The sequence below is a fragment of the Paracoccus sediminis genome (assembly GCF_900188295.1).
Classification (GTDB): Bacteria; Pseudomonadota; Alphaproteobacteria; order Rhodobacterales; family Rhodobacteraceae; genus Paracoccus; species Paracoccus sediminis.
Genome location: NZ_FZNM01000004.1, coordinates 17,541 through 38,700, shown reverse-complemented (window position 1 = coordinate 38,700; position 21,160 = coordinate 17,541). Strand labels below are relative to the sequence as shown.

Below are 21,160 nucleotides of genomic sequence, written 5' to 3'. Positions count from 1 at the left end.
GGCGGGCGATGAGAACGGCGCCCATGCCCGTCAGGTGATGCACCACGACGGCCCCGTCATCGACATCAGCGCCGAGATGCGGACGTCCTATCTGGACTATGCCATGTCGGTGATCGTCAGCCGGGCAATCCCGGATCTGCGCGACGGGCTGAAGCCGGTGCATCGCCGCATCCTCTACGCGATGGACGAATCCGGCAACACGCCGGACAAGGCCTATCGCAAGTCGGCGCGCCCGGTGGGCGACGTGATGGGCAAGTATCACCCCCACGGCGATGCGGCGATTTATGACGCCCTGGTCCGCATGGCGCAGGATTTTTCCATGTCTCTGCCGCTTCTGGACGGCCAGGGCAACTTTGGGTCGATGGACGGCGATCCCCCCGCCGCCATGCGATATACCGAGGTGCGCATGGACAAGCCGGCCAATTTCCTGCTGATGGATATCGACAAGGACACGGTCGATTTCCAGGACAATTATGACGGCAAGGACCGCGAACCGACCGTCCTGCCCGCGCGCTTTCCCAACATGCTGGTCAACGGCGCGGGCGGCATCGCCGTCGGCATGGCCACCAACATCCCCCCCCACAACCTGGGCGAGGTGATCGACGCCACGCTGGAACTGATCGACAACCCGGACCTGCCGACCGAACGGCTGCTGGAAATCATCCCCGGTCCCGACTTTCCGACCGGGGCGCTGATCCTGGGCCGATCCGGCGCGCGGAAGGCCTATCTGGAAGGGCGCGGCAGCGTCCTGATCCGCGCCAAGACCCATATCGAGGAACCGCGCAAGGACCGTTTCGCCATCGTCGTTGACGAAATCCCCTATCAGGTCAACAAGGCCAGCCTGATCGAACGCATCGCCGAACTGGCCAAGGAAAAGCGGGTGGAAGGCATCGCCTCCGTCCAGGACGAATCCGACCGCCAGGGCGTGCGCGTGGTGGTGGAACTGAAACGCGACGCGACGCCCGACGTGGTGCTGAACCAGTTGTTCCGCTTCACGTCGCTGCAAACCAGTTTCGGCTGCAACATGCTGGCGCTGAACGGCGGCCGGCCCGAGCAATTGACGCTGCGCGACTTTCTGACCTATTTCATCAGCTTCCGCGAAGATGTCGTCGCCCGGCGCACCGCATACGAACTGCGCCGCGCCCGCGAGCGCAGCCATGTCCTGTGCGGTCTGGCCGTGGCCGTCAGCAATGTCGATGAGGTCGTGGCGACGATCCGATCGTCCGCCGACGCCGCCGAGGCGCGCGAGCGCCTGATGGAACGCCGCTGGCCCGCGCATGATATTCTTGAATACCTGCGCCTGATCGACGACCCGATGCATCCGGTGAACGACGACGGCACCTACAACCTGTCGGAAACCCAGGCCCGCGCCATCCTGGATCTGCGGCTGCAACGCCTGACCCAGTTGGGGGTGCAGGAAGTCACCAGCGAATTGCAGCAGCTGGCCGACGCGATCCGCGATTACCTGGCGATCCTGGGGTCGCGCGAACGCATCATGGCCATCATCAGTGACGAACTGCGCGAAGTGCGCGACCTGTTCGCCGTCCCCCGCCGGACCGAGATCACCGAATGGTCCGGCGACATGGAGGACGAGGATCTGATCGAGCGCGAGGACATGGTCGTCACCATCACCTCGGGCGGATACATCAAGCGTACGGCCCTGGCCGAATTCCGCAGCCAGCGGCGCGGCGGCAAGGGCCTGTCGGGGATGGCCACCAAGGAAGACGATGTCGTCACCACGCTGTTCGTCGCCAACACCCACACCGAACTGCTGTTCTTTACCACCGACGGCATGGTTTACCGCCTGAAGACCTGGCGCCTGCCGCTGGGCGGGCGCACGGCCAAGGGCAAGGCCATCGTCAACATCCTGCCGATCGAGCCGGGCGTGTCCATCGCCGCCCTGATGCCCGTCGATGCGCCCGAGGCGGAATGGGAGAACTATCAGGCGGTCTTCGCGACATCGGACGGGGATGTGCGGCGCAACGCCTTGTCCGACTTTACCAGCGTGCGGACCAACGGCAAGATCGCCATGAAGCTGCCCGATGGCGTCAGCCTGATCGGCGTGCGCATGGCGACGGTGGACGACGACGTGATGCTGGTCACGGCGCAGGGCCGCGCGATCCGGTTCCCCACGACCGCCGTGCGCGTCTTCAAGGGCCGCGATTCGACCGGCGTCCGGGGCATCCGTCTGGCCGATGGCGATAGCGTGGTCAGCATGGCCGTCATTCGCCATTTCGAGGCCGATCCGGCCGAACGCGCCGCCTATCTGAAGATGCGCCGCGCGGTGGCCGGCGCCCTGGATGACGGGGCCGAGGCCGACGAGGACGAGGAAGCCGTGGCCGAAGGCAGCGTCACCCAGGATCGCTATGCCGAAATGTCGGCGGCCGAGGATCTGATCCTGACCATCACCACCAAGGGCGCGGGCAAGATCAGTTCCAGTCATGATTATCCGGTCCGCGGACGCGGCGGCCAGGGCGTGATGGCGATGGACCGGGCGATGCGCGGCGGCGATCTCGTGGCCAGCTTCCCGGTCGAGATGGACGACCAGATCATGCTGGCGACCTCTACCGGCCAGTCGATCCGCGTACCCGTGGACGGCATCAGCTTCCGGTCGCGCAGCGCGGGGGGCGTGCGGGTCTTCAACACCGCGAGCGGGGAAGAAGTCGTCTCGGTCGCGCGGATCGCCGAAGGCGGCGAACCCGACGATGCGGCCGAAAGCTGACCATCCAGGCCCGGACCCTCTCGGTCCGGGCCTTTTTCCACACGAGGGATAGCTTGACCCCATCCAGCGACGACGTGCTGCGCCAAAGGCTCCAGACCGGGTTCCTGGGCGTCATCGCCTTCGCGTTGATCCTGTTCCTGCTGTTCCAGGCACGGTTCGTGCTGATCTGCCTGGCCATCGCCATCATCCTGTTTTCGCTGACCTCGGACGCGATCAATGCCATTTCCATGCGGTTGCGGGTGCCGAACTGGCTGGCCACCACGCTGGCGCTGATCGGGATAACGCTGGGGCTGATCTGGCTGTCCACGACGGTGATGTCCCAGATCAACGAAGTCGTGGGCCGGGCCATCGCCTATACCGAAAGCGTCCAGATCGCCCTGACCGCGCTGATCGAACGGTTCGGCCCCGAGGCGCAGACCCGGCTGCTGGCCGCACTGACCGAATTCAACATCACCGGCTGGCTGCGATCGCTGGTGGGCCAGGCATCGGGGCTGCTGTCGGGCAGCCTGCTGATAATCCTGTTCGTGGGCTTCATGTTCGCCGAACGCACCTGGCTGCCGGTCAAGGTGGAACGGCTGACCGGAGATCCGGCGCAGGCGGCGCGGATCCGGCAGATCATGGCGTCGATCATGCGGCGGGTTAACCGCTATCTGGTCGTCAAAACCTTTGTCAGCGCCCTGACGGCCATGGCGGTGTGGCTGATCTTCGCCCTGGGGCGCCTGGAACTGGCGGGGGCCGTGGCATGGCTGACGTTCGTGCTGAACTTCATCCCCAACATCGGATCCGTCATCGCCTGGGGGATCACGGTGGCCCTGGCCTTTGTGCTGACCGGCGACCCGACCGTCACCATCGTCGTGGGCATAGCGTGCCTGGCCGTTCATTTCGTGGTCGGCAACATCCTGGATCCGATGCTGACCGGCCAGACGCTGCAACTGTCCAGCTTCGGCATCATCCTGTCGCTGGCCTTCTGGGGCGCGATCTGGGGCATTGCCGGGGCGTTCCTGGCCGTGCCGATCATGGTGGCGGTGATGATCGTCTGCTGGCATATCCCCTGGCTGCGCCCCGTGGCGATCCTGCTGTCGCGCGAAGGGCTGGCCGATACGGACACGACCAGCCGCTAGGCGTCATCGGTCGCCGTCGTCCGGCAGTTCGCGCTGCGGGTTCTGCACCGGGGGCGGCGGGACGGGATCGCCGCCCTGGATGTCGGCGGGGGGCAGATCCTTGCCGTCCTTCCAGATGTCGCGGGTGGTGAAGGGCATCCCGATCCCTTCCCGAATGAACCGTTCGACGATCTGGTGGTAGACTTCCGACGTGACGGACAGCCCCGATCCGACATCCGAGATGACGGCCCGGATTTCAAAGTTCAGCGCATCGACCGTGATGCCCCGGAACAGCACCGCAGGCGCGGGATCGATGGTGACAAGGGGCTGGTCCTCGATGATCTCCGTCAGGATGCGGGCCACCTTGCGGGTATCGGCGCCATAGCTGACCCCGATCGGAATGATGATGCGCCCCGTCTTGCTTTGCCGGGTCCAGTTCGTCACCGGCTGGCTTATCAGGTCGGTGTTCGGAACGATCACCTGCTGTTTATCGAATGTCTCGACCTGGGTGGACCGGACCGAGATGCGCTTGACGATGCCTTGCTGGCCGCCCGCGCTGATCCAGTCGCCGACGCTGACCGGACGTTCGATCAGCAGGATGATCCCCGACACAAAGTTCGACACGATGTTCTGCAAGCCGAAACCGATGCCCACCGACAGCGCGCCCGCGACAATGGCAAAGGACGACAAGTCGATCCCGGCCGAGGAGATCGCCAGCATCGCCGCCAGCACGATCCCGACATAGCCGATGCCCGACACGACCGCGTTCTGCCCGCCCGCGTCCAGCCTGGTCTTGGGCAGCACCGAGGTGCGCATCGCCCCCTGAATGCCGCGCGTGATCGAATAGCCGATGGCAAAGACCACGATGAACATCAAGACCGCGCCCGGCGACAGGCGCACCCCGCCCAAGGTCACGCCTTGGCGGAAGCTGACCCAGTATTCGGCCAGTTCATTGACCGAAACGCCCCAGATCAGCAGAAAGACCGGCACGGACAGCACGATCAGCGCAAAGCCGATCAACAATGGCGCCAGCCCTTCGCGCGCGCCTTCCTGACCGCGTTTCAGCAGGTTGAACACATCGGCGATGAAGTCCTGCAACAGCACCAGCAGGCCCAGCATCCCCAGCGTCTGCAACCAGGGCCATGTCGCCAGATTGCCCAGATTGACGAAACCGGCCGCCGTCAGCGCGACGGCCAGGATGCTGACGATCCGGGTCAGCATTCCTGCAAAGGCCAGCACCCGATGGCGATAGGCGGTGCTGCCGCGGTCGGCGGGTTTCAGGCGGCGCAGGATGTTGCCCAGCTTGAACAGCAGGGCCGCGGCAAGCGCGATCAGGACCAGGTTGTAAACCGAGGCCGCGCCTTCGGCGAAATCCAGCGGAATGCGCCGCAACCGGCTGCTGCCCTCGACCAGGCCCGACAGCGGCAGAAAGGCCTGGGACGCGACATAGTGGACCGCGAAGACGGCGGCCAGGGCATCGGTCAGCCAGCGGGCATTCTGCCGGTCCTCGGGACGCATGTTCAGCGTGTCATAGGCGATGGACTGGCGCGGAAACAGTTGCCGCGCCAGCCAGGCGCCCCCGAACAGGATCACCCCCGCGCCGGGCAGCGCCTCGAGAAAGGGTCGTGTCCAGGGGCCGAAGATCTCGGTCGCGGTCAGGGCGTTGACAAGCAGAAAGATGCCCGCCATCGGCAAGGCGATCTGCAACAGCGACACCACGAAGGTCACGGCGGCGCGGGAATAGTCGCTGGTGCGCGCGGAAATCCGGCTCGGCAGGTTTTCCACCCAACGCCGGCCCAGCGTCAGCAGCAGGATCGCCGCAGCCAGATAGCCCAGCACATAGGGCAGTCGGGGGCGCAATTCGGGCCAGGTGGCGCGTTCAGAGATGCGCTGTCGGGTATTGGACAGGATGCCGTCCACCAGCTGCCGGGTTTCGGACAGCGCCAGTATCCAGTTTCCCGGCAGCAGGGGCGACGGCGACTGCTGCGCCATCTGGCTGGCCGCCCGCGCGCCCAGGGCCGTGTCGATCTGGCGGATGATCGCGTCCGCGCGGCTGAACGCCTCGACGGCGGTCAGACGGGGGGCCAGGGATTCGGACAATTGCCGTTGCAGGTCGGCGCGGCGGGCGGCGATATCCTCGGCTTCGGTTTCGCCTTCGGCCGGGGCAGGCCCAAGGGCCGCGATCTGCGATTCCAGCGTGGCGATGCGGTCGCCGTTGACGCCCTGCGCCGCATCGAATTGGCGGCGCCATTCCACGATGTCGGCCCGGATCGCCTCCAGCTGGGCCGTGGCGGTTTCCCCGCTGCCTGCCAGCTGTTCGGCCTGGGTGGCGGCCTGTTCCCACCGGCCATAGTCAGGCGACGCCATATCCTGCGCAAGGACAGGCGACAGGGCAAGGGAAAGCACTGTCAGAACGACAGCCAGGAACGCGCGGATCATGAATCAGCCTTCAAAGACTTCGGGAATGTCCGGCGCTGCATGGGTCAGCCAGCCGGGCACGGGCAGGCCCTTGGCGCGCAGGAAGTCCGGGTTGAACAGCTTGGTCTGATAGCGGTTGCCATAATCGCACAGGATCGTGACGATGGTATGGCCCGGACCCATTTCGCGGGCCATGCGGATGGCGCCCGCGACGTTGATGCCGGACGACCCCCCCAGGCACAGCCCTTCGTGTTCCAGCAAGCCGAAGACCACGGGCAATGCTTCATCGTCCGGGATGCGCCAGCTGAAATCGGGCGAAAATCCTTCCAGATTCGCGGTGATGCGGCCCTGCCCGATGCCTTCGGTGATCGAACTGCCAGGGCTGTCGAATTCGCCGGTGGTATAGAACGAATGCAGCGCGGCACCTTCGGGATCCGCCAGCCCGATCTTCACGCCCTTGGGTTGCAGAGCCATCGCGACCCCCGCCAAGGTGCCACCCGATCCCACCGCGCAGACGAACCCGTCCACCATGCCGCCCGTCTGGTCCCAGATCTCGGGGCCGGTGGTTTCCAGATGGGCGCGCCGATTGGCGGTGTTGTCGAACTGGTTGGCCCAGATGGCGCCGTTGGGTTCCATGCGCGCCAAAGCCTCGGCTAGGCGGCCCGAATAGCGGACATAGTTGTTGGGATTCTTGTAGGGGGCGGCCGGAACCTCGACCAGATGGGCGCCGGCCAACCGCAGCATGTCCTTCTTTTCCTGGCTTTGGGTTTCCGGAATCACGATCACCGAACGGAACCCCATGGACGCCCCCACCAGGGCCAGCCCGATGCCGGTATTGCCCGCCGTGCCTTCGACGATCGTGCCGCCGGGGCGCAGTTCGCCGCGCGCCACCGCGTCGCGAATGATATACAGCGCCGCGCGGTCCTTGACCGACTGGCCGGGGTTCATGAATTCGGCCTTGCCCAGGATGGTGCATCCCGTCGCCTCGCTGGCCTGGCGCAGGCGGATCAAGGGCGTGTTGCCGATCATGTCGGCCAAGTCGGAACAGATGCGCATCTGGGGCAACCTTTCGGTCTGGATCAAGTTCCCCGCTACCTACACAGGACGCCCGCCGGGGCACAAGCCCGCGCCCGGTCAGCCAAGCCCCAGTTCCACCCGGATCGCCCTGTGCCGCAGTTCCAGCCACAACGCGATCATGGCCAGCGGGCCGTTCGTCAACTGGCCCGCCATGGCCATCCCGGTCAGGTCGGCGCGGGCCAGCAGATGACCGCGGATATCCTCGGATTCGCTTTCCAGGCCATGCACGCCCTCGATCCCGTCAGGCAGATCGGCGATGCCCACATAGGTATACAGGTATTCGGCAAACGCGCCGGGGCTGGGATAGTTGTGGATCGCGGGAAACAGGCGGGTGACGGCCAGGTCCGCTTCCTCGCGCGCTTCTCGGCGGGCGGCATCCTCGACCGTTTCCCCGGCATCGACACGGCCCGCCACGGTTTCCAGCAGCCAGGGCTGCGGGTCGCGGCGCAACAGCGGCGCCAGCCGGAACTGTTCGATCAGCAGAACGCGGTCGCGGACCGGATCCCAGGGCAGCACCACGACCGCATCGCCCGATACGAACCCTTCGCGCCGAACGGGCGGGGTCATGCCGCCCGCGTGGGTGCGGTGGCGCAACTCGCAGACCTCGACCGAAAAATATCCCGCAAAGGTTTCGTCGCGCCGCAGGATCTGGACATCCGCCGGTCCACGCCGGGACACCAGATCGCCCCCCGATGCCGGTCCCGGCGCGCCCCGCAGTTCGCTGGCGGCCCAGACGCCGATCATCGGCAATCGCCGGGCAACCCGATCCGCAGGGCGGTCATGGGGCGCCATCAGGATCCGGCGCGCGATCGCCGCCGCCAGATCGGCCTGAGGCTCGCCATCGGCACAACCGTCCCCGACCCCAAGCACCGGCCCGTCGGGACGGTCGTGCGCCACCAGCCCCATGACGGCGGCATAGCGCGCAAGACCGGCGTTGGGCGCCACCCGCATTGCCGCCACCGTTCCCGGCCCCCCTGCCAGACGGGGCCAGCCGTCGCGATCGATCCCGGCCCGCGCGCCACCCGTCAGCCTGCCGCGCAAGGCCACGGGCGTTCCGGTCAGGCCCAAGGCGGCCATCATCCGGGGATCGGCCAGGACTCCCACCACGATCACGGCGTCCGTCACAGTTCCCGTCCCCGCAATTCGGCCGCTGCCGCCAGTCCCAGGTCATAGGCTGTTTGCCCGAATGCCGCGTCGAAGCCCGCGAACATCACTTGCGACAAGGCCCGCCCGCCATCGGATGCCGCGAACCGGATGTACAGGTCCAACTGCGCATCCGTCAGCGAGGCATAGGCAAGGTACAGATAGGCGCCGATCCACGCCTCGGTATCGGCCCGCAATTCGGGTTCCTGCGCCCAGGCATCCCGGATGATCTGGGTTTCCGACATCGGCATCGGAAAACCGCCCCCGGCCTCGAATCCCTTCGAGAACGCGATCGAGGCATTCAGACCGCCCGCCACGTTCGGACCGATCAGGTCGGCGGTGTCGATCAGACGGGCGATCCGGGCCGCGCGCGGATGGGACAGCCGGACCGCCCTGGCATAAGAGGCACGGGCGGTCGCCTCGACCCTCTCATCCAGCATCGCCGCGCGGGCCTTTCCTTCCAGCATCAGGATCCGCTGTCCAAGACCGGTCAGGTAAAACGCCAGACCCGCCTGAACATCGGCCGGACCCGCGGCGCTCAGGGCATCCGACGCGCCGCGCAGGAACAATCCCTTGATGCGGTCAGGATGGTGCAAGGCGCGCACCCGATCCAGCCACAGCCCCGTGCCGCCGCGCGGGAACATCGTGGCGGCCAACTCCCGCCCCTCGGCCATGGCCTCGTCCTGCAGGATCGGGACAAGCCGGTTCAACTGCATGATCGTCCAGACCCTGTCGGTGATCTGCTGGTCGGTCTGAACCGGCAGGCGCGGTTGCGCGTGACCCGGCCCGGACAGGGCCACCAGCAGGCAAAGCGTCAGCAACCGCAGCATCCGGCATCCTTTCCTGATCCCTTCGCTTTTTTCGACAAAACCCCTTGCGCTTCAACCCCTGCCAATCTAAATCCCCGCCTCACCACGACGCGCGGAGAGGTGGCAGAGTGGTCGAATGCGGCGGTCTCGAAAACCGTTGAGCCTTCACGGGTTCCGTGGGTTCGAATCCCACCCTCTCCGCCACTTGCCCTTGCGAAAGCGTTCTCCCGATCCGGCTGCGGCCGGATTTTTCCGTTGTATTCGAGGGTTATGCGGGAGGGGCTGAGCACTGGCCCCTGCGTCGGGAGGCCCGGAACCGGTCTCTCAGGGCAGATATAGCGCGTCAAAAAAAACCGGCGTTTTTGGTATAATGTAACGCGACAGTCATGGAGGACATGAGCCTTTATGACTGCCTCGCGGTACCTTCAGACAACGCTTTCAAGAGTCTGGATATGTTGGCTGGGGCGGTAGGATTCGAACCTACGGTACACGGTACCAAAAACCGATGCCTTACCACTTGGCCACGCCCCAACTGTGTGGGGGTGAATAGCCAAGGCCGCAGGGGCGCGCAAGCCGAAAAATCGCAAAACTTGTGCCTCGGAAGGCGACGCATTATGCCGCCCCGATGGAACAGCTGGATGTCTTGATCGTAGGCGCCGGGGCGGCGGGATTGTTTTGCGCGGGTTCCGCCCTGCGGCAGGGACGGCGCGTGGCGGTGCTGGATCATGCGCGCGATCCGGGGGAAAAAATCCGCATATCTGGCGGTGGCCGGTGCAATTTCACCAATCTTGCCACGGCGCCGGATCGGTTTCTGTCGGGGAATCCGCGCTTTGCGGCCAGTGCCTTGGCCCGTTGCACCCCGGAGGACTTCGTGGGGCTGGTGGACCGTGCCGGGATCGCCTGGCACGAGAAGACACAGGGGCAACTGTTCTGCGACGGCAAGGCCACGCAGATCACGCGGATGCTGCTGGATCGGATGAAGGGTGCCGATCTGAGGATGCAAACGACGCTGAACGGCATCCGCCATGATGGGACGGGGTTTGTCGCCGACACGTCTTCCGGCCCGATCCGCGCCGCGCGGCTGATCGTCGCGACCGGGGGAAAGTCGATCCCGAAAATGGGTGCGACCGGAATTGCCTATGACATCGCCGAACAATTCGGACTGCGGCTGGTGGAACCCCGTGCCGGTCTGGTTCCCCTGACTTTTGCGGAACAGGAGCTGGTCCTGTGCCGCCCCTTGGCCGGGGTTTCCGTGGAGGCCGAGATCCGCCACGGCGGCGCACGCTTTCGCGACGCGCTGCTTTTCACCCATCGCGGCCTCAGCGGGCCGGTGATCCTGCAAATCTCCAGCTTCTGGCGGCCGGGGGAAACCCTGCTGATCGACCTGGCGCCCGACAGGGACGTGGCGGGGGATCTGAAGGCCACGCGGTCCGGCGCAGGAGGCGCGACCCTTGCCTCGGCCCTCGGCCGGATTCTGCCGGATCGTTTGGCTGCGGCGATCTGCGATCAGGCCGGGTTGACACAGGCCCGGCTGGCAGATCAGTCCAATGCCCGGCTGGAGGCGGTCGGCGCGCGGGTGAACCGCTGGCAGGTCCGTCTTGTGGGAACCGAAGGCTATCGCACGGCCGAGGTGACGGTGGGCGGCGTCGACACGCGCGATCTGGATGCGCGCACGATGCAGGCACGCAAGGTGCCAGGGCTGTACTTCATCGGCGAATGCGTCGACGTCACGGGCTGGCTGGGGGGGTATAATTTCCAGTGGGCCTGGGCATCCGCCGATGCCGCGGGCCGCGCGGGCTAGCCCATTACCGGATCGGCCTTGGCCAGGCGGTCAAAGGACATCAGCGACGCGACCAGGGCAGGCATCCGGTCCAGCGGGATCATGTTCGGTCCATCCGACGGAGCGTTGTCGGGATCCTCGTGCGTTTCGATGAACACGCCGGCCACCCCGGTGGCCACGGCGGCCCGCGCCATCACCGGCGCGAATTCGCGTTGTCCGCCCGACGATCCGCCCTGCCCGCCGGGCTGCTGCACCGAATGGGTCGCGTCCATGATGACCGGATAGCCCGTGCGCGCCATGATCGGCAGCGAACGCATATCGGCCACCAGGGTGTTATAGCCGAAACTGACCCCCCGTTCCGTCAACAGGATGTTGCCGTTGCCCGTCGAGGCAACCTTGTCGGCCACGTTTTCCATGTCCCATGGCGCCAGGAACTGACCTTTCTTGACATTGACCACGGCGCCCGTCCTGCCCGCCGCCAGCAGCAGATCCGTCTGGCGCGACAGAAAGGCCGGTATCTGGATCACGTCCACGGTCTGGGCCGCACGGACCGCCTGTTCCGCGTCGTGCACATCGGTCAGCACCGGACACCCAAGGCGGTCGCGGACGGTTGCCAGGATATCCAGCCCCTCCTCGATCCCGATGCCCCGGCGCCCTTGCAGCGAGGTGCGGTTGGCCTTGTCATAGCTGGCCTTGAAGACGAACCCGGCCCCGGCGCGCGCGCAGGCATCGGCCATTCGTTCGCCCACCATCAGCGCATGATCCAGCGTTTCCAGCTGGCAGGGACCCGCGATCACCACCAGGGGCAGGTCGTTGCCGCAGGAAAGATCACGGATGTGGATGTGCTTGGCAGGGTTCATGTGGATACCTGTTCGCGAAGGATCGAGGCTGTCAGCGACAGCATCAGATAGATACCCGAAAAGATCAGAAAGGCCACCAGCGTATTCTGGAACGCCCTGGGATAGGTTGCCTCGTCCGGGGGCACGGGGGCGACGGACAGGGACAGATACCGGACCTGCTTGTTGGCCTCGATCCGCGCGCCTTCCATCTGGGCTGCGGCGGTGGCCAGCAGTTCCTGCCGGGTCAGAAGGTCGCTTTCCGCGATCCGCAGTTCGCCGGAAATCAGCGCCAGCGAATTGCGGTCGCCGCCGCCTTGGGTCAGTTGCAGACGGGTCTGGCCGATCATCTCCTCGAGCCGGGCGATGTCGCCGCGCAGTGCGCCGACGCGGCTTTGCAACGGCCGGCTGTTGGACAGCACCTGGCCCAGCTCCAGCCGCTTGGTCGCCAGTTGCGTTTCCAGCGCGGCGATCTGGTTCATCACCACCGTGCCTTCGGCGACCGGGTCAAGAACCCCCAGCGTCTGCTGCAATTCCTGGACGCGGCGCTGGGCGGCCAGCACCTTGGATTCGGCGTCCTGATAGATGGCAATGGCCCCTTCCATCTGGTCGTCGCGCAGACGCGAGGTCATCTGGTCCACCTGTTCTTCGGCATAGTCGATCAGCGCGACCGAAAAATCATGGCTTTGCTGCGGATCGGGGGCGATCACCTCCATGTCGATCATCCCCTCGGTCGGGTCGTAGCCGATCTTGACCGAATCCATGTACAGTTCGAACGCAGCCTCGTTGGTGGCATCGGGGGCCAGGCGCTTGACCGGATCGATGCCGGGATTCTGGAACGCCGCCTTGAACCCCTTGTCGGCATCCAGCCGCAGCATGGCATCCCGAGAGGTCAGATAGCTCTGCACCGCGACCGAATCGGTGTTGGTGGCAAGTTGCGACCCCGACAGCAGCCCGCCAAGGCCCTCGGCCCCCGCGCCGCCCTGACCTTCGGCCGACTGGATCCGAAATTGCGAGACGGTCGCATACAGCGGCGTGGCGACGCGGAAATAATACCAGCCCGCCAGAACCGTCGGCAGGATCACCAGCGCCAGCAGCCGCAGCGCCAGCATGGCCATCCGCCGACGCCGACGCCGGGCGATGTCGCGCTGGATGCGGAAAATCTCGGCGGCGCGCTTTTCCTCGGTCAGCGCCTCGCGCGAGGGCAGATCGGGCCGCTTGGGACCGGCGTCGTTTCCCGGCCTGGCGGGCGGGGACGGCGGCTTGCGCATGGGGACCGCGGGCGTGTTGACGGCCGACCGGGCCTGGGCGCGACTGCCTTCGCTGGACAGGATCTGCCCCAGCGCCACGCGATGCGACGGATCGATGCCGCGCTGGCGCAGGCGAAGAACGGCTTCCTCGTCGGTTGCCACCTCGATCCGGTGCAGGCTGGCGATGCGGCGCGCGATCCGCAGCTGGCGTTCGGACAGGTTTTCCTTGCGCACCCGGTCAAGCTGCGCATCCAGATCGTCATCGGACCCCGTGGCCAGCGCGCCGGGGGGTCCGACGTGGGACAGCAGCCCGTCGTCGATGGGATCGGTGCGCATCAGGCGGTCGCGTTCGCTGTCCTGCGGCGTGGCATCAGTGCCCGCGTTCTTCCTGCGGACCGAGATCCGAATGTCCGACATGGCCTGGCCCGCCGGGGGCGGGGCATCTGGGCGCACGGATTCGGAGGCCGAGGCATGATAGCGGCGGACCTTAGGCGGTATAGTCATAATACTGTTTCGCCTCGGCAAGGGATTCGAAGGAGTACAGCCGCCCGTCCCGCAGGATGGCGGCGGATCGGCAGAATTTTTCAATGGTGGCGGGCTGGTGGGACACGATCACCACGGTCGCAGTCTTCAGACGGTCGTACAGCACCGCGCCCGCCTTGCGGTTGAATTCGACGTCGGTGGTCTGCGGCATCCCCTCGTCGATCAGATAGATGTCGAATTCCAGCGCCAGCAACAGTGAAAAGGTGAAGCGCTGGCGCATCCCGGCCGAATAGGTGCCGACCGGCATGTCGAAATATTCGTCGATATCCGTCAGCCAGCGCGTGAAGGCCGACACATAATCGGGATCCAGCCCGTAAATCCGCGCAATATAGCGCGCGTTTTCGTTTCCCGAATGCTTGCCGACCACGCCGCCCATGAAGCCTAGCGGAAAGGAAATGCGGCAGGTGCGGCGGATCGTCCCCTCGTCAGGTTTTTCCAACCCGCACATCATGTTGACCAGCGTCGTCTTGCCGGTGCCGTTCGGCGCAAGGATGCCCAGCGAGTTGCCAAGCTCGACCCGAAAGGACGCCCCGTCCAAGATCACCTTGCGGCGCGTTCCCGTCCAGAACGACTTCGAGACGTTGTCGAATTCCAGCATCCGCCATCCCTGCCGCCACGCAGCCCTCGCCCCACCGCGCGGCGATCCCGACACTAGGATAAGGCGAGTGGCGTGTCCAGTTTTCGCCTTTCTTGATGCCTCTCGAACAGGCGTTTGTCACCCTTCAAATGGCGTGGATTTTCACTATCTGTTCCTTATGTCCCATCTGGAAAATTCCATCGCCGCCTGTCGGCTGTGCGCGTCCCGATTTGCTGCCACCGCCACCGCCCACGATCCCCGGCCCGTGGTGTGGTTCCGGTCCGCCGCGCGCATCCTGATCGTGGGTCAGGCACCGGGAATGCGGGTGCATCTCAGCGGGCGGCCGTTCACCGATCGGTCCGGGGACCGGCTGCGCGACTGGATGGGGGTTACGGAAAACCTGTTCTACGATCAGGACCGCATTGCCATCGTGCCGATGGCATTCTGCTTTCCGGGGTATGACGCGCGAGGGTCAGACCTGCCGCCGCCGCCGTTGTGCGCAAAGACATGGCGGACGCAGGTGATGGATCGGCTGCGGCCCCGGCTGACGCTGCTGGTCGGCGGCCATGCGATCCGGTGGCATCTGGGCCTGCGCGATGTCACGGGCGCCGTCGCGGCCTGGCGGGATCACGCGCCGTCGGTCTTTCCCCTGCCCCATCCGTCATGGCGCAACACGGGGTGGCTGCGCCGCCATCCGTGGTTCGAGACGGATCTGTTGCCCGACCTGCGTGTCGCAATCCGCGCCGAACTGGCGCGCAACGACTGACCCTTTGGTCCGGCCCCTGTTCGGGCGATGTTGACAGCCCCCGCCTGCCGCGTCATCCCGGTCGGCATGACGACCGACCTTCAGATCGCCCGCGCCGCCCACAAGCTGCCCATCGCCCGCATTGCCGCGCGGCTGGGCCTGGCGGAAGACGACATCCTGCGATACGGCCACGACAAGGCCAAGATCGCGCACGATACCATCGCCCGGCTGGCCGACCGTCCGCGCGGTCATCTGGTCCTGGTGACGGCCATCAACCCCACCCCCGCGGGCGAAGGAAAGACGACCACCACCGTCGGCCTGGGCGACGCGCTGAACCGCATCGGCAAGCGCGCCACGATCTGCATCCGCGAAGCCAGTCTCGGCCCGAACTTCGGGATGAAGGGCGGCGCGGCCGGCGGTGGCCATGCCCAGATCGTCCCGATGGAGGAGATGAACCTCCACTTCACCGGCGATTTCCATGCCATCACGGCGGCCCACAACCTGCTGGCCGCGATGATCGACAACCACCTCTATTGGGGCAACGACCTGGACATCGACACCCGCCGGATCACCTGGCGCCGTGTGATGGACATGAACGACCGCGCCTTGCGCGATATCGTGGTGGGGCTGGGCGGTGTGTCCAACGGCTTTGCGCGGCAGACCGGCTTCGACATCACCGTCGCGTCCGAGGTGATGGCGATCCTCTGTCTCGCCCGCGACCTGGACGACCTGCACGCACGTCTGGGCCGGATCGTCGTGGCCTATACCCGCGACCGCCGCCCCGTCACGGCGCGCGACCTGCAAGCCGATGGCGCGATGACCGTTCTGTTGCGCGACGCCTTGCAGCCGAACCTGGTGCAGACCCTGGAAAACAATCCCGCCCTGGTCCATGGCGGTCCCTTTGCCAACATCGCCCATGGCTGCAACAGCGTGATCGCCACCGACACGGCGTTGCGCCTGTCCGAATACGTCGTGACCGAGGCCGGTTTCGGCGCCGACCTGGGGGCCGAGAAGTTCCTGGATATCAAATGCCGTCTGGCGGGCCTGTCGCCTGCCGCCGTGGTTCTGGTTGCCACCATCCGCGCCCTCAAGATGAACGGCGGCGTGGCCAGAAACGACCTTGGCACGGAAAATGTCGCAGCGGTCACGCGGGGCTGCGCGAACCTGGGCCGCCATATCGAGAACTTGCGGGGCTTCGGCCTGCCTCTGGTGGTTGCCGCAAATCACTTCGACGGCGACACCCCGGCCGAGATCGCGGCGCTGAAGGATTACTGTCATCGTCATGGAACCGAGGCGATCCTGTGCCGTCATTGGGCGCAAGGCGGCGCCGGGGCCGAGGATCTGGCGCACAAGGTGGTCGATCTGGTGCAGCAGGGCGACAGGGATTTCCACACGCTTTATCCTAATTCCATGCCGCTTTGGCAAAAGATCGAAACGATCTGCACCCGCATCCATCGGGCCGCGCATGTCGAGGCCCTGCCCGGTGTTCGCGCCCAGCTGGATCAGTGGGAGGAGGAGGGCCATGGCCATTTGCCGATCTGTATCGCCAAGACGCAATATTCCTTTTCAACCGATCCCGCCCTGCGCGGCGCGCCCGAAGGCCACGTCATCCCGGTGCGAGAGGTCCGTCTGAACGCCGGTGCGGGCTTTGTGGTGGCGATCTGCGGACAGGTGATGACCATGCCCGGCTTGCCCCGCCATCCGGCAGCCCGAACCATTGGATTGAACGACAGAGGACAGATCGACGGGCTGTTCTAGGCCGCCAGGGGCAAGGTGGGCTGGGGACGGCGCCACTGGCGGTACACGGCCATGTGCACAGCCACCAAGGCAGCCAGAGTGGGGGCCAGTGCCTCTCGATCCTGATCGCCGGTTCCAAAGCCCACCTGGACGGGAAACGATCCGTCGGGCCGCTGGCTGGCCACGATATCGGCCAGCATCGGCGACACGTCATGATCCGGGTCGATCAGGCGAAGACAGAAGCACAATTGCGCCAAGGGCGTCAGCCGGCCCTTGCGTTGTGCCCAATCCGCAAAGCGCAGGCAGTTGGCATAGGCATCGCCATAGGTGCGGGAATCGGCAAAACGCGGCCGTTCCGCACCGAACCGATAACACAGGGCCAGAACCCGCGCATATGTGTCGATTACCCCCTCGGTCAGCTGTTCTTCGGGAACAGGTGCTTTCAGAAAAGCCTGCGCCTCGGCCAGAAGGGGCGCGTCCAGGCGGTCGGACAATGCCAGGCGATCCGCCAGGGACAAGGGCTGCCACAATTCGATGCCTGCCCGGTCTTCCGGCGTCAGAATTCTGAACATGGCGGTGCCCCGACTGGTCCGCGCCCTGCCCCGCCCAAGTGACGACAGGAATATGCCGACGAAATCCGGTGTAAAATGTCCGCGAAGAAAGCTTTCAACCGGCGCGGCGGTTCCGCGCAGTCCGGTACAAATATATGCAGCAACTGCAATTTCGGCCAGATTGTCCAGATGATCGTGATCCAGCCGGGCTTCGGTCGGGAACTGTTCAATCTGGAATCGCAGCCATTGCTGGCTTCGCGCGCCGATCAAGGTCAGCAACTGCTTGTAGGCAGGGCTGTGTGACATGAGCATGGTCCCCTCGGTCGTGTGTTCAGGAATTAGAAACCTCGGTAAAGGATTTGGCAATAATTCTTTTTCAGGGAACACAGTAAAAAAGAACAAGAAAATATGAAAATTTTCAATTGTTTCTCCATGAAAAATATATGGTTGGATGCCAAGAAGGATTTATCGCGCCGCCAATTCCCTGGAATGGATCGCGTATGCCCGGACACAGGGCGGGACGGATTTTCGGTCGCAGCCCTATCTTGCGCCGGATGTTTTCAAGCGCCAGATCCACAAGCGCGAGGTGCCCGCCGTGACCCTGCTGAAACTGACCGACGTTGCGGCCCTGCCGTGGCACGAACAGCCAGAGCGGCTGTTCGACTGAGCCTCAGGGAAAGTTGCCTGAAACGTCGTCGCGGTCGGCGCGACATGCGCGTCCAGCGGCGGGTGCAGTTCGAACGCCTTCGGCTCGCGCAAGAAATCCCCAGCCGGAACAGGCGCCATTCCGACCGGGGTTCCTCGGCCGCGGCCAGTTCGTTGCGCATGATGTGGAACGCCAAAGCTTGGGACGGTGACGTCAAGCCGGAAACAGTATGGCGCCAAGCGGATGCCGGCAGAGGAAAATCCTGTCTCCTTGTCACATCTCAGCGGCCAAAGCCGCTGACCATGGGCAGCCAGGTCGACAAAGCGGGCACAAAGGTCAGGATCAGCAGCGACGCAATCGCCGCAAGGAAAAAGGGCGGCAACTCTCGCACCAGCGCCGACGGCTTTTGCTTGGTGGCCGAAGCGACGACAAATATCAGCCCGCCCACCGGCGGGGTCATGAGGCCGAACGTCAAGTTGACGATGACGATAATGGCGAATTGATCCGGCGCGATGCCGAGGCCATGGGCAATGGGTGCCAGGATCGGAACCAGGATCATGACACCCGGCAGCGGATCCATGAACATGCCAAAGAACAGCAGCAGAACATTGACCATCAGAAGAAAGGCGACAGGCGACAGGTCCATCGCAATCACGGCATCGGCCATGGCTTGCGGAACCCCCTCGATAATCAGCACCCACGCAAAGGCGCGGGCCGAGGCCAAGATCATCAGCACGGCGACCGACATGATCGCCGAACGCAGGAAAGCCCCCCACAGATCGGTAAGGGTAAAGCCGCGATAGATAACCGCGCTGGCGATGATGGCATAAAAGACTGCCACCACCGACGCCTCGGTCGGAGTGCAGATACCGCCGCGGATGCCCCCGACGATCGCGACGATCAGCAGCAGCGCCGGCAATGCGGCGATCGTGTTGCGCAGCATTTCCGATGCCGACGGCCGGGCCTCTTGGCTGCGATAGTCGCGCTTGCGACTGATCCACCAGTTCACCCCGGCGACGAGGCCCGAGATCAGCAAGCCCGGCAGCACGCCCGCCATGAACAGTGAGCCCACCGATACGTTACGATCCTGTAGCGCATAGATAATCATCGTAATCGACGGCGGTATGATCGGGTCCACGACCGAAACCGAGATCGTCAGCGCGCCGGCATAGGCCTTGGAATAGCCGCTCCGCTCCATCATCCGGGCCATCATCGCCCCCGGCCCCGCGGCCGACGCTAGGGCCGAACCCGAGATTCCGGCAAAAAGGGTTCCCGTCAGCACGTTTGCATAGCCCAGCCCACCCCGCAGATGGCCTACAAATTGCGACGCGAACCGCAGCAACATGCGCGATATGGCGCCCGTGGACATGATTTCGGCCGCAAGGATGAAAAACGGCACCGCCAGAAGCGGAAAGCTGTCAAGGCCGGTGAACATTTCCTTCACCACCACAACCATCGGATAGCGTCCATCAATCGCCACCGCCGCAAAGGCCGCCATGGCGAGGCTGAATGCGACGGGAACCCCCATAATCATCAGGATCAGGAAGGCGGCGATCATGATCTCAGCCAAGGGCGGTCTCTTCCGAATGTTGCAGGCCCGCCCGCAGATAGCGCGGCGCCATCAATGCCAGATGAACGATCATCAGGGCAAAGCCCGCCGGCATTGCCGCGTAGACCCATTTCATCGGAACACGCAAGGCGGCCGACCGCTGGACGGCCATCCGGTTCATATAGTCGATGCCGACCCATACCATGAACGCAAAGAAGCCCAGCAGCGCCAGCAGGATCAGGACGCGCAACGCGTGCTGCAACGGACCCGGCATCGCGTCCTGTGCATTGGTGATGGCGGCATGCGCGCCCTCGCGCAGCGCCAGCCCGCTGCCGAGAAAGGTCAGCCAGATCATCGAATAGCGCGCCACCTCGTCTGCCCAGGTCAGCGAATTGCCCGTGAGATAGCGGCCAAGGACATTCCACCCGAGAATGACCGACATTACCATCAGCCCAAGCACCAGCACGATGCCGTTCAGCGTCACGAAGGCGTTTTCAAGACGGCGCACCGGATTACTCGACCGCCTGAATCCGGTCCATCAGATCCTTGCCGAACTGCGCTTCATAGGACTTGTAAGGTTCGGCCAAGGCATCGCGGAAGGCGGCTTTCTGTTCGGGCGTCAACTCGTTCACCGTCATGCCGGCTTGCTGCAACTGGGCCACACCCGATGCATCCACCTCGTCCACATAGGCACGCATGGCGACGACGGCGTCGTCGGCGGCTTTTTCGAAGGCGGCCTTCTGCTCATCGTCAAGCGTACCCCAGAGCGACGGCGAGACGAGGATGATCGTCGAGGAATAGACATGCCCGTCCAGCGTCAGGTTCTTCTGCACCTCGTTCAGCTTGGCCGAGACGATTACGGAAAGCGGGTTTTCCTGACCGTCGATCGCCCCTTGCTGCAGGGCGCCGATCACCTCGGGCCATGCCATGGGCGTGGGGGCTGCGCCAAGGGCACGGAACGCCTCGATGTGAACCGGGTTTTCCATGGTGCGGATCTTGAGGCCCGCAAGATCGGCTGGGGTCTCAATGGGACCACGGTTGCTGGTGATATGGCGGAAACCCTGCTCTCCCCATGCCAGTGCGTGCAGACCCGCATCATCGAACTTGGCAAGCATCTCGTCGCCAATTTCGCCATCCAGAACGGCGCGGGCATGTTCCTTGTCGCGGAGCAGGAACGGGATGCCCAGAACGCCGACTTCGGGAACGAAGTTCCACAGGGTGCCGTCCGAGGCAATGGTCATCTCGACCGTCCCGAGTTGCAGCCCTTCCAGAACCTCGCGCTCGCCTCCGAGGCCCGAGGATGGAAAATGACGAAAGCTGAATTGGTCCCCCAGACTGGCCTTCAGCGACTCTTCGAAAGCCCTGGCCCCCGCGCCATAATGACTGTCCTCGGCCAGCGCATAGCCGATCTTGATTTCCTGCGCGGCAACAGGCGCGGCAAACAGCGAGCCAAGCAAAGCGGCGGCAACAAAATGCTTCATGTCTCAAGTCCCTCCCTCGGATCGAAAGAAACTAGCGCCAGCGGACAGACATGCGCAACCTGTGAAGCAGCAATTGGGCGGCAGATCGTGTTCGGTCGGCTGAAGGATTGGAGGCGCGTCGCCACCTGCTACGGCCAATGCCCAGATTCTTTCTCCTCCGCAGTCGCCCTCGGGCCACCGTCCTGTTTCCGTTCTG

Annotated in this window: 18 protein-coding genes, 2 tRNA genes and 1 pseudogene; 8 read left to right on the top strand and 13 right to left on the bottom strand. The window is 64.8% G+C overall.

What is annotated here, in order from left to right; translation table 11 throughout:
- Positions 1-37 precede the first annotated feature (37 nt).
- Entirely contained in the window at positions 38-2,722 is a 2,685-nt protein-coding gene (gyrA, locus tag CHB77_RS07870; protein ID WP_089387835.1) for a DNA gyrase subunit A, read from the top strand.
- Positions 2,723-2,775: 53 nt separating this feature from the next.
- Entirely contained in the window at positions 2,776-3,843 is a 1,068-nt protein-coding gene (locus tag CHB77_RS07865; protein WP_242626586.1) for an AI-2E family transporter, read from the top strand.
- 3 nt (positions 3,844-3,846) lie between these two features.
- On the opposite strand, the gene CHB77_RS07860 is transcribed toward CHB77_RS07865, so the two are convergent.
- The 4 genes from CHB77_RS07860 to CHB77_RS07845 all read right to left on the bottom strand — a co-directional run bounded on the left by CHB77_RS07860 (position 3,847) and on the right by CHB77_RS07845 (position 9,290).
- On the bottom strand, positions 3,847-6,261 hold the full coding sequence (locus CHB77_RS07860; RefSeq protein ID WP_089387659.1) for a DUF3772 domain-containing protein: 2,415 nt from the start codon (positions 6,259-6,261) through the stop codon (positions 3,847-3,849).
- Positions 6,262-6,264: 3 nt separating this feature from the next.
- Positions 6,265-7,296 carry a cysteine synthase A gene (locus tag CHB77_RS07855; protein ID WP_089387658.1) on the bottom strand — a complete coding sequence of 344 codons (1,032 nt, stop codon included), beginning with the start codon at positions 7,294-7,296 and terminating at the stop codon, positions 6,265-6,267.
- Between the two features lie 78 nt (positions 7,297-7,374).
- A complete protein-coding gene (locus tag CHB77_RS07850) occupies positions 7,375-8,442 on the bottom strand; it encodes an NUDIX domain-containing protein (protein ID WP_242626587.1) in 1,068 nt (355 codons plus the stop codon).
- Positions 8,439-9,290: a hypothetical protein gene (locus CHB77_RS07845; RefSeq protein WP_089387657.1), complete on the bottom strand. Its 852-nt coding sequence runs from the start codon at positions 9,288-9,290 to the stop codon at positions 8,439-8,441. The genes CHB77_RS07850 and CHB77_RS07845 overlap by 4 nt, the downstream gene beginning before the upstream one ends.
- Positions 9,291-9,383: 93 nt before the next feature.
- On the opposite strand from CHB77_RS07845, the gene CHB77_RS07840 reads away from it, so the two are divergent.
- Positions 9,384-9,473 (top strand) — tRNA-Ser (locus tag CHB77_RS07840).
- A 252-nt stretch (positions 9,474-9,725) separates the two neighbouring features.
- Here CHB77_RS07840 and CHB77_RS07835 read toward each other — a convergent pair.
- Positions 9,726-9,800: transfer RNA gene (locus tag CHB77_RS07835), tRNA-Gln, on the bottom strand.
- A 94-nt stretch (positions 9,801-9,894) separates the two neighbouring features.
- On the opposite strand from CHB77_RS07835, the gene CHB77_RS07830 reads away from it, so the two are divergent.
- Positions 9,895-11,070, top strand: a complete 1,176-nt coding sequence (locus CHB77_RS07830; RefSeq protein ID WP_089387656.1) for a BaiN/RdsA family NAD(P)/FAD-dependent oxidoreductase — start codon at positions 9,895-9,897, stop codon at positions 11,068-11,070.
- Here CHB77_RS07830 and kdsA read toward each other — a convergent pair.
- The 3 genes from kdsA to CHB77_RS07815 form a co-directional block, all read right to left on the bottom strand.
- Positions 11,067-11,909 carry a 3-deoxy-8-phosphooctulonate synthase gene (gene kdsA, locus CHB77_RS07825; protein ID WP_089387655.1) on the bottom strand — a complete coding sequence of 281 codons (843 nt, stop codon included), beginning with the start codon at positions 11,907-11,909 and terminating at the stop codon, positions 11,067-11,069. The genes CHB77_RS07830 and kdsA overlap by 4 nt on opposite strands.
- Positions 11,906-13,552, bottom strand: a complete 1,647-nt coding sequence (locus CHB77_RS07820; RefSeq protein ID WP_242626588.1) for a KpsE/RkpR family capsule polysaccharide export protein — start codon at positions 13,550-13,552, stop codon at positions 11,906-11,908. Before CHB77_RS07820 ends, kdsA begins: the two co-directional genes overlap by 4 nt.
- Before the next feature lie 70 nt (positions 13,553-13,622).
- The gene (locus tag CHB77_RS07815; RefSeq protein ID WP_089387653.1) at positions 13,623-14,276 is read right to left on the bottom strand and encodes an ABC transporter ATP-binding protein; all 654 of its coding nucleotides are present in this window, start codon (positions 14,274-14,276) and stop codon (positions 13,623-13,625) included.
- A gap of 157 nt (positions 14,277-14,433) precedes the next feature.
- Between CHB77_RS07815 and CHB77_RS07810 the strand changes: the two genes are divergently transcribed.
- Positions 14,434-15,021: a uracil-DNA glycosylase family protein gene (locus CHB77_RS07810; RefSeq protein ID WP_089387832.1), complete on the top strand. Its 588-nt coding sequence runs from the start codon at positions 14,434-14,436 to the stop codon at positions 15,019-15,021.
- A gap of 66 nt (positions 15,022-15,087) precedes the next feature.
- A complete protein-coding gene (locus tag CHB77_RS07805; protein WP_089387831.1) occupies positions 15,088-16,758 on the top strand; it encodes a formate--tetrahydrofolate ligase in 1,671 nt (556 codons plus the stop codon).
- Here CHB77_RS07805 and CHB77_RS07800 read toward each other — a convergent pair.
- Positions 16,755-17,309, bottom strand: a complete 555-nt coding sequence (locus CHB77_RS07800; RefSeq protein ID WP_131023334.1) for a hypothetical protein — start codon at positions 17,307-17,309, stop codon at positions 16,755-16,757. The two genes, CHB77_RS07805 and CHB77_RS07800, sit on opposite strands and share 4 nt — an antisense overlap.
- A gap of 75 nt (positions 17,310-17,384) precedes the next feature.
- On the opposite strand from CHB77_RS07800, the gene CHB77_RS18020 reads away from it, so the two are divergent.
- Complete coding sequence (locus tag CHB77_RS18020) at positions 17,385-17,591, top strand: hypothetical protein (protein ID WP_131023335.1); 207 nt, start codon at positions 17,385-17,387, stop codon at positions 17,589-17,591.
- 148 nt (positions 17,592-17,739) lie between these two features.
- Complete coding sequence (locus tag CHB77_RS07795; RefSeq protein ID WP_089387651.1) at positions 17,740-17,955, top strand: hypothetical protein; 216 nt, start codon at positions 17,740-17,742, stop codon at positions 17,953-17,955.
- 8 nt (positions 17,956-17,963) lie between these two features.
- Here the strand turns inward: CHB77_RS07795 and CHB77_RS18880 are convergent.
- The 4 genes and pseudogenes from CHB77_RS18880 to CHB77_RS07775 all read right to left on the bottom strand — a co-directional run.
- Positions 17,964-18,124: pseudogene (locus CHB77_RS18880) on the bottom strand (protein NO VEIN domain-containing protein); the annotation flags it as partial.
- A 90-nt stretch (positions 18,125-18,214) separates the two neighbouring features.
- Positions 18,215-19,504: a TRAP transporter large permease gene (locus tag CHB77_RS07785; RefSeq protein ID WP_089387650.1), complete on the bottom strand. Its 1,290-nt coding sequence runs from the start codon at positions 19,502-19,504 to the stop codon at positions 18,215-18,217.
- Positions 19,497-19,991, bottom strand: coding sequence for a TRAP transporter small permease (locus CHB77_RS07780; protein ID WP_089387649.1), 495 nt, complete (start codon positions 19,989-19,991; stop codon positions 19,497-19,499). Before CHB77_RS07780 ends, CHB77_RS07785 begins: the two co-directional genes overlap by 8 nt.
- A gap of 4 nt (positions 19,992-19,995) precedes the next feature.
- Entirely contained in the window at positions 19,996-20,964 is a 969-nt protein-coding gene (locus tag CHB77_RS07775; RefSeq protein ID WP_089387648.1) for a TRAP transporter substrate-binding protein, read from the bottom strand.
- Positions 20,965-21,160 lie beyond the last annotated feature (196 nt).

Bases quoted from the DNA above. Each gene is read 5' to 3' on its own strand.
- CHB77_RS07800 (WP_131023334.1), bottom strand. From the start codon at position 17,309: ATGTTCAGAATTCTGACGCCGGAAGACCGGGCAGGCATCGAATTGTGG.
- gyrA (WP_089387835.1), top strand. From the start codon at position 38: ATGCACCACGACGGCCCCGTCATCGACATCAGCGCCGAGATGCGGACG.
- CHB77_RS07845 (WP_089387657.1), bottom strand. From the start codon at position 9,290: ATGCTGCGGTTGCTGACGCTTTGCCTGCTGGTGGCCCTGTCCGGGCCG.
- CHB77_RS07860 (WP_089387659.1), bottom strand. From the start codon at position 6,261: ATGATCCGCGCGTTCCTGGCTGTCGTTCTGACAGTGCTTTCCCTTGCC.
- CHB77_RS07855 (WP_089387658.1), bottom strand. From the start codon at position 7,296: ATGCGCATCTGTTCCGACTTGGCCGACATGATCGGCAACACGCCCTTG.
- CHB77_RS07795 (WP_089387651.1), top strand. From the start codon at position 17,740: ATGCCAAGAAGGATTTATCGCGCCGCCAATTCCCTGGAATGGATCGCG.
- CHB77_RS07830 (WP_089387656.1), top strand. From the start codon at position 9,895: ATGGAACAGCTGGATGTCTTGATCGTAGGCGCCGGGGCGGCGGGATTG.
- CHB77_RS07805 (WP_089387831.1), top strand. From the start codon at position 15,088: ATGACGACCGACCTTCAGATCGCCCGCGCCGCCCACAAGCTGCCCATC.
- CHB77_RS18020 (WP_131023335.1), top strand. From the start codon at position 17,385: ATGTCCGCGAAGAAAGCTTTCAACCGGCGCGGCGGTTCCGCGCAGTCC.
- CHB77_RS07810 (WP_089387832.1), top strand. From the start codon at position 14,434: ATGTCCCATCTGGAAAATTCCATCGCCGCCTGTCGGCTGTGCGCGTCC.
- CHB77_RS07775 (WP_089387648.1), bottom strand. From the start codon at position 20,964: ATGAAGCATTTTGTTGCCGCCGCTTTGCTTGGCTCGCTGTTTGCCGCG.
- CHB77_RS07820 (WP_242626588.1), bottom strand. From the start codon at position 13,552: ATGTCGGACATTCGGATCTCGGTCCGCAGGAAGAACGCGGGCACTGAT.
- kdsA (WP_089387655.1), bottom strand. From the start codon at position 11,909: ATGAACCCTGCCAAGCACATCCACATCCGTGATCTTTCCTGCGGCAAC.
- CHB77_RS07815 (WP_089387653.1), bottom strand. From the start codon at position 14,276: ATGCTGGAATTCGACAACGTCTCGAAGTCGTTCTGGACGGGAACGCGC.